Source organism: Mycobacterium sp. SMC-13 (assembly GCF_045311035.1).
Classification (GTDB): domain Bacteria; phylum Actinomycetota; class Actinomycetes; order Mycobacteriales; family Mycobacteriaceae; genus Mycobacterium.
Window position 1 is genome coordinate 1 of the sequence record NZ_JBJIAI010000061.1, and the last position, 7,126, is coordinate 7,126.

The 7,126-nt window shown below is 62.4% G+C and carries 8 protein-coding genes and 2 pseudogenes; 6 read left to right on the plus strand and 4 right to left on the minus strand.

The window, feature by feature from the left end; all coding sequences use genetic code 11:
• A partial coding sequence (locus tag ACJH6I_RS31375) for an MFS transporter (RefSeq protein WP_052773276.1) occupies positions 1–833 on the minus strand: 833 nt, incomplete at its 3' end.
• Positions 834–1,545: 712 nt separating this feature from the next.
• Here ACJH6I_RS31375 and ACJH6I_RS31380 point away from each other — a divergent pair.
• Positions 1,546–2,457 carry an alpha/beta fold hydrolase gene (locus ACJH6I_RS31380; protein WP_226519336.1) on the plus strand — a complete coding sequence of 304 codons (912 nt, stop codon included), beginning with the start codon at positions 1,546–1,548 and terminating at the stop codon, positions 2,455–2,457.
• A 586-nt stretch (positions 2,458–3,043) separates the two neighbouring features.
• Here the strand turns inward: ACJH6I_RS31380 and ACJH6I_RS31385 are convergent.
• Positions 3,044–3,193 (minus strand): annotated as a pseudogene (locus ACJH6I_RS31385) (IS1634 family transposase); the annotation flags it as partial.
• A 77-nt stretch (positions 3,194–3,270) separates the two neighbouring features.
• Between ACJH6I_RS31385 and ACJH6I_RS31390 the strand changes: the two are divergent.
• Positions 3,271–3,597: pseudogene (locus ACJH6I_RS31390) on the plus strand (transposase); the annotation flags it as partial.
• A 523-nt stretch (positions 3,598–4,120) separates the two neighbouring features.
• Here ACJH6I_RS31390 and ACJH6I_RS31395 read toward each other — a convergent pair.
• Both ACJH6I_RS31395 and ACJH6I_RS31400 read right to left on the minus strand, forming a co-directional pair.
• On the minus strand, positions 4,121–5,005 hold the full coding sequence (locus ACJH6I_RS31395; RefSeq protein ID WP_082901982.1) for an IS3 family transposase: 885 nt from the start codon (positions 5,003–5,005) through the stop codon (positions 4,121–4,123).
• 5 nt (positions 5,006–5,010) lie between these two features.
• Positions 5,011–5,301, minus strand: a complete 291-nt coding sequence (locus ACJH6I_RS31400) for a transposase (protein ID WP_047040760.1) — start codon at positions 5,299–5,301, stop codon at positions 5,011–5,013.
• A gap of 161 nt (positions 5,302–5,462) precedes the next feature.
• On the opposite strand from ACJH6I_RS31400, the gene ACJH6I_RS31405 reads away from it, so the two are divergent.
• The 4 genes from ACJH6I_RS31405 to ACJH6I_RS31420 all read left to right on the plus strand — a co-directional run bounded on the left by ACJH6I_RS31405 (position 5,463) and on the right by ACJH6I_RS31420 (position 7,055).
• Entirely contained in the window at positions 5,463–5,840 is a 378-nt protein-coding gene (locus ACJH6I_RS31405) for a hypothetical protein (RefSeq protein WP_047040757.1), read from the plus strand.
• Between the two features lie 94 nt (positions 5,841–5,934).
• On the plus strand, positions 5,935–6,153 hold the full coding sequence (locus tag ACJH6I_RS31410; protein WP_047040755.1) for a hypothetical protein: 219 nt from the start codon (positions 5,935–5,937) through the stop codon (positions 6,151–6,153).
• Positions 6,150–6,572, plus strand: coding sequence for a hypothetical protein (locus ACJH6I_RS31415; protein ID WP_156525812.1), 423 nt, complete (start codon positions 6,150–6,152; stop codon positions 6,570–6,572). Before ACJH6I_RS31410 ends, ACJH6I_RS31415 begins: the two co-directional genes overlap by 4 nt.
• A gap of 114 nt (positions 6,573–6,686) precedes the next feature.
• Entirely contained in the window at positions 6,687–7,055 is a 369-nt protein-coding gene (locus tag ACJH6I_RS31420; RefSeq protein WP_406785178.1) for a transposase family protein, read from the plus strand.
• Positions 7,056–7,126 lie beyond the last annotated feature (71 nt).

Genomic DNA, 7,126 nt, shown 5'->3' on the forward strand with positions numbered 1-7,126 from the left:
CAGAATTCGGATTCCTTGCAGATCATCTTCCGGGAAGGCACGCCCGCCCGGGATCCACAGGTTCTGATCATTGCTCTCGCGACCCCGATGGTCACGACTATCTCTCTCCAGAATTTTTTGATGCTAACCATCAATGGGTTGTGCACAACTGCATCACTCTTTTCGAGTGCCTCAAACGTGGGGGTCTCCTCGACTCCGAGGCGCAGCCACAGGGCTCCGAGAGTTGTGAATATGGCGAGAAGGAAGGGGATCCTCCATGCCCAAACGAAAATTTCTTCCTGAGTGAATACGGCTGACAGGACACCAATCGCTCCCGAGCTAAGCAATAGACCTCCAGCTGTACTTACCTGCTGCCAGCTTCCGTAGAGGCCGCGGTGCGCGGGCGGGGCCGACTCAACCATAAAGATGGCCGAGCCAGATGATTCGCCTCCAGCTGCGATGCCCTGGAGCAGGCGGAGAATTGTAAGTAGGATAGGCGCAGAAATTCCGATGGAGGCCTGGGTTGGCAGCACACCAATAAGTACCGTGCAAATACCGATGAGCAGGACTGAAGTAACGAGAGCCAAGCGCCGGCCGTAACGGTCTCCAATGTGGCCAAACAGCACGGCGCCCAGTGGCTTCGTGAGGTAGCCGGAGGCGAAGACGGCAAAGGTTAAGATCAACGCGCCGGTTCCGTTGTCAGAAAAGAAGAGCTTGGCGAGGATAACCGCCGAATAGCCATAAATCCCGATGTCATAACCCTCCAAGACATTACCGGCTGCGGCGGCGATGGCGGCACGGCGAGAGTGGGTACGTACCGACTCAGACTCGAATTTGGACAGTGTTTGTTTCATTGGTCAGTCTTCCTTCTCTAATAGGCGGAGGGTGAGAATGTCGAACTTCTCCATGTGTCTAATTCGCGATCACTGATGCATCCGACCACTTGAAGCGAAGTTGTGTCGAACACGCGACGGCATGTCGCGTCGCAGAAGCTTTTTGTCTCGCTCGAGAGCATTTTCACGTCGAAGGTCAATCTCTCTTCCTGGGGGAGATTGACCTGGCGCTGCATTCCAGTTGGAGCATGATGGCCTGTGGGCCACTGCCCTCTGTTAGGCAGAGAGTGACTCTGATGGGTGCTATCCACTCGCTCGTCGTTCGTCAATGGTTGCGCTCAATCCGGGCTTCGCAGCTCGTGGCGGTCGCCCGCCTACTCGATCGCGTTGACGCTGGCCAGGCGGCCCAGTGGAGCCGTGGAGAGCCAATGTCGAGTAGGCGCACGGATGTTGGTATGGCGCCTGGCAGCCAGCCGGTTGTGGTTGCTGTTGTATCGGCGTGTATTCACGTCAACCAAGGCGTACCAATCGGGATGGGCTCGGCGGGCCCCATCAGCAGCTGGCGCACAACGAGCGTCAACCGACGACCGGGATGTCGACGGCGATCGCGGGCGTTCAACTTGTCACCGGCGTTGAATCACGGATCCCTCTTGACAGAAGGCTTCTCTGTGTGACAGAAATGGCAGATACTCGCCCCATAGGCGAGCCAGTTGCTTTGATCAGGAGGCTTGAGTTGAACACAGACCTGTCCGTGAACTACATATCCGTCGGCGGAATCAGGACGCGCTATATCGATCAGGGCGAGGGTCCGGTCATCCTCCTGATCCACGGTGGCCACTCGGGTATGAGCATGCCGGTCGGCGGGGATGGTTGGGCTCCCGTCATCGCTCCTCTGGTCGACAAGGGCTTCCGCGTCGTGACCTTCGACAAGCTGGGGCAGGGAGAGACTGACCTCGCGCCGACGCATGCCGAGTGGACGTTCGATGCGGTGGTCAAGCACGCCAGGGGCTTCATCGACGCTCTGGGACTCGAGGACATGATTCTGGTCGGGCACTCGCGCGGTGGCCTGCTGGCGAGCAAGCTCGCTCTTGACATGCCGGAGTCGACCAAAGGTCTCTTCATCGTGTCGAGCGCGACGCTCGCTGGCACCGACGCTAAGTTCCGCGACGTTGAGTTCTACGACGCGATCACGCGTTCGCTTCCGGCGGACGCGTCTCCGGAGGAGATCTGCGGAGCCTACTTCCGTGCGCTGTACGTGACCCCGGTGCCGCAGGAACAAATCAATGCGGCCGCCGCTAAGTACGTCAAGGAGAACCACCAGAACGCCCTCAAGACCTACCCGATGGTTGAGAAGAAATACTGGGAGCCGAGTCTTCAGGCGGCGAAGGACGACATCCGCGCTCGCCTCTTCGCCGGCGAGGTCAATATTCCCGTCGAAGTCGTCTGGGGCCGCGACGATCGCTCGGCGCCGGTTGACCTGGGCATCGCCTTCTACCAGAAGCTCGCCCTCGTCTCGGAGACCACGAGCCTGCACATCCTGGGAACCGCGGGCCACAACGTCTTCGCGGAGCGAACCGAGGACTTCGTTCGAATCCTGGCGGACTACGCAGGCCGTCGCAGCGCCAGCTATGCGACGCGTCGTTGATGGTGATCCTGGGGAACTATCCCGCTTGACGGGGTCTTCGAGTCCGTGCCGGATTGGCGCAGCGCGCCCAGATCGTGCTGCTGGCTTCGGCGTGCGAGTCGAACACCGCGATCGCGGACAAACTGGCCTGTATCTCTTGAAGTGGCCCCCCTGTTCGTGTCCGGTTTCCGGCGACCACGGTGGGCTCTGGGAGAGGGGCCGAAGACAGCGGCGGTTTTCGGCTGGGCGTGATGTGCCCGTGAAAGAGATCGCGGCGCCCGTGGCTCCGTCCTCCCCGGACGAACCCGGTTGAGGGAATTGTTGCCCGGGCTGGTGTGCCGGTTGCGCTCAGCGCGCCGGGCCGGCCCGGCGCAGGCGCCGGATGACGCACAAGCGCGGGATCCTTCGGCGGGCGACAGCCGCAGGGCGGCCCGCATTGGGGCATGGCGGTCCTCCCGCGGGGTGGATTCTACCCCTGATTCCGCTCCCCCTTCCACGGGCCACTGGCTGGCCCCGCCAGAGGGGGCGGAGGAAGAAGCGGTCCCCATCGTGGAAGCCCTCGGCTGCGGCCGGTTCTGGGTCTGAGATCGGTGCCGGGCGGGGCTCACACTGGCCGGGCCTTCAGATCGGACTTGGTCATGCGGAAGGACGCCTCAACCTGCCACAGGTCGTGATACGCGCCGATCACCGCTGCTGCGGACATCTTCTCGGCGCCGGTGACCTTCAGGAACCTCGCCTTCTTCAGCGGCGTGCTGCCCGGGCAGGGACTGGGGAATTAACGGTGTATCCGGCTCGACACGCCGGGGCGGCAAGCCTGGCGGGAAGGAGCCCGATATGGCCGCAACACTTGAGGCTGTGCCGAGTACGAAAACCGTTGACGAACTGACAGAGAAATCCGAGGCCGAGGCTGCCCGCGAGCTGGTCAGGATGGCGAGGGAGCAGGGGCTGTCCCTGGCCGGTCCTGACGGACTGCTCAAGCAGCTGACCAAGACCGTCATCGAAACCGCCCTGGACGAGGAACTGACCGAGCACCTCGGTTATGAACGGCACGACACGGCGGCGAAGGATACTGCCAACTCGCGCAACGGAACGCGGTCCCAGACCGTGCTGACGGAGACGACAGGCCCGGTGCAGATCGACGTTCCGCGGGACCGGGAGGGGTGCCGATAGGCCCTGCTGCGAAGGTCCCGTGCTGCGTTGGCGCCGAGGATCAGCCCCCGATATACGGGGCGGTTTCTAGTGAACGTTGCGAATTAGATGTGTTTGCATCCGGTGTCCTAATCGTTGCATGGCTGCCCGTGGCGAGCGGTCGTTGAGACATGCTCGGGGCCTGTCGTTGAGTCCGTCGCAGACGTCATCGAGCTGGTCTAACTCCACACGTTCAGGTCCGTGCCCTTTGGAAAGTACTGCCGGAGCAGTACGGGGTCGCTTTAAGGGCCCTTCGCAGTTAAGCATGGTTGATGTCTCGGCCGGGCAGGGGCACTGACGGTCGGTGTTGTTGAAACCAAAGACCGGGCCGTGGAGAACGCGGCCTTGAAAGCTGCCGTTTCGTATTTGGCTGCGTCGATCGGGAGGTGCGCCCGGGCTTGTAGAGCCGCAGACCGTCCGTGCCGCAGGCCCATTCCGGTGGCGGACGGTGTGAGGTGTGTCAAGGATGTGAGACAGTCGGGTAGTTTCTTTTCGGTCAGGCAGCAGCGGGAAGCGGCTGGTTTCTGGTTGTGAAGTTGGCCATTGCTGTCGCGGGCGGCAGACCCTCGTTGTTGGTGTGAGGGCGCCAGCGGTTGTAGAACACTTCGATGTAGCGCATGGTCGCCCGTCTGGCGTCCTGGCGGGTGGTGAAGCTGTGGTGATGGTAGAACTCGTTTTTCAGGGATGAGAACAGCGATTCTGCGACTGCATTGTCCCAGCACACCCCGGTGGCGCCCATGGATTGGCGGATCTTGTTTCCTGCGCACCAGGCGCCCATTTCCCGGGAGGTGTACTGCGTTCCGTGGTCGCTGTGAAAAATGGCGTTGGGGCTCAGGTGGCCGCTGTCCCTGGCCATCGTCAGGGCTCCGGTAACCAACGAGGCGCGCATGTGCTCAGCCATGGCCCAGCCGACGACCATGCGGGTGCACAGGTCAATGACAGTGGCCAAATACAGCCACCCTTCGCCGGTGCGCAGGTAGGTAATATCGCCCACCAGACGCGTTCCAGGGGCTTCTGCAGTGAAGTCCCGGCCGATGAGGTCCTCGAAGACTTTATCCGGATCCGAGGCGATCGTGGTGCGCTTGAACGCTCTCATCCGCTTTGCCGCCCACCCGTTTTCGGCCATGATCCCCGCGACAGTGCCCACCGAAACCTCGATGCCGGCGGCGGCAAGTTTCGCATGGACCATGCGGTGCCCGAAGATCCCGTCGGAGGAATCGAAGACGGTCTTCACCTGATCCGTCAGTTCCCGGCGGCGCAGCGCAGTCGGGGTGTCGCCGGCGTCCAGCCGCCGGTAATACGTCGCCCGTGGGAGACCAAGCTGGCGGCACATCCAGGCCACCGGGAAGTCGGCGTTCTTCTCCTGAACAACTCGGTACAAGTCCTCTACCGTTGTTCTTTGGCGAAGAACGCCGAAACTTTTTTCAGGAAATCGTTCTCCCTCTCCAGCTCACGCATCCGTGCTTCCAACGCCTTGTATTTCGCAGGATCCACCGGATCATCCGGTTTCCCCCCACCGCCTGGTTGCCCCTCACGGGACACCCGCACCCAGCGTTTCAACGCGGTGACGGAAATGCCGAGCTCCGGAGCGACAGAAGCCGGCGAACGGCCAGATGAAACCACGAGCTCAACGGCATCAGCCTTGAACTCATCGGAATAGGTAGGTCGAGCAGACATGAGCACAATCCTTTCAAACTGTGTCTCACATCAGTAGTACACCTCAGTGTGCCTGCGGCGCGGACGATCTGCGGCGGGACGAACCACCCGAGACTCCCCTTCCGTCGTACCGGAAGCACTCCGAAAAGACCAGGACTTTGAACAACCTGAAGGACAGACCCATGACCACAAACTCCTCAGATCTGGCCCTCACGGTCGCCGTCACCCACCGTGGCGCTGGAAAAGAAGCCTTCGCGCACCTAACGCGGGGTGAATCCCTGGCCATGATTCCGCCGTTGATCCTCGAACTTTCCGGCAGGATCAGCCGCCGGGCTGCGCTCCTAGAGGCGTCATCAATCGACGCGGCCCACAGTTCCGATGACCTGGCCGCCCTCGCCTGGATTCAGCAATCCCTGGAAGATGTTGAAGCCACCATCATGGGACTGTCGGAGGTAAACCGCCGCCGTTCTGCAGCGTTCCACGGTCCTGCCCCTTCTTCTGCCGGAAGCCTTGGTCCCCTAGGTTCCGCCGGGGCCGCCGGGATTTGGGCCCTGGCTTGATCATGCCGGCGGGCTGCCGCTCCTCCGTTCCGTCCCAGGGACATTTGGCGTGTCCCAAAGTACTGATCACCGCCCTCAGATTAAGGATTTGACCATGCACGCAGCACCCGGTTGTCTCGTCGTCGCCGTTCACACCCGAAAAGAACTGGACGCCGCCCTGGATGAAGCGGTGGATCTGCTGAAGCCGGCGGCGATGGCTGAACACGTCGGCATCTCGGTGGCCCGCCTCGCCCCGGGCCGCTATGAAGCGCGCCTGGACAGCGACGTTCCACGCGGTGTGACACTCGAAAGGTGGGGGAGCGGGCTGCGATGAACGGACAGCAGAGCGATCTCTCCGGCGCGCCGGCTGGCAGCGTTTTTAGCATGGTCTGCCCCGCCGCCCGCCAGGCCGGCTGTTCCCTGCGTACGGCGGCTCTCGGCGCAGCGCCGGGGAGGAATGGGTTGAAAGAGTCGCTGACAGAATGCGAAATCGAAGTCTTCCTGTCCCTGGCCCGCGGGCACCGCATCGCTGTGAGGGATCATGAAACCGGGGCATTGTGGTACGGGCGGGTTGACATGACGTTTCCGGAACACGGATTTGTCTGGGTCATCACGGACGTCGGTGAGCGGAAGTTGCTCGACGTTGGCGTGCACACAATCTGGCGGCCGGAGGAGTCCGGCGCCTGCGGCCGCGTTCGCCGGGAAGCCGGTCGCCTTGGGCCTTCGACGATGAGCAGGGTGAGGGCCGTCTGACGCCGGGGGCAGGGCGTGGCCGCATGCAGCTGCGGCGTGGTGCGGCAGGAAAGAGGTCAGGGCCTCTTTGAATTGGTCGCGACCAAGCAACCAATACCCAAAAGAGACCCTGACATGAATAACTCTATGTCGTGTTCCGGTGGCCGCTGGTGCACGCGCGCGGATGCGCTGCTCGGTGTCGAGGGCGTCCGCGTCAGCTCCGTCACGGCAACCGGTACCGGCCTGCTTCTGGGCGTCGAAACCGGGGAGAACGTCACCGGCTGCGCCGACTGCGGCGTCATCGCGGTCGGGCATGGACGCCGCCAGGTCCGTCTCCATGACATTCCCTGTTTCGGCCGCCCGGTGCGGCTGCTGTGGGCCAAACGTGTCTGGCGGTGCCCGGACCCGGACTGCCCGAGAACGACGTTCACAGAGGAGCACCCGCTGGCAGGACCACGGGCGAAGCTCACCGCCAGGGCCGCCGGGTGGGCGACCGATTGTTGACCGTCTCTCTGGATGGCTATCACGGGGTGGCCATTCGTCATTGATCTTGCCGATGTGATCGGTGGCGTGGC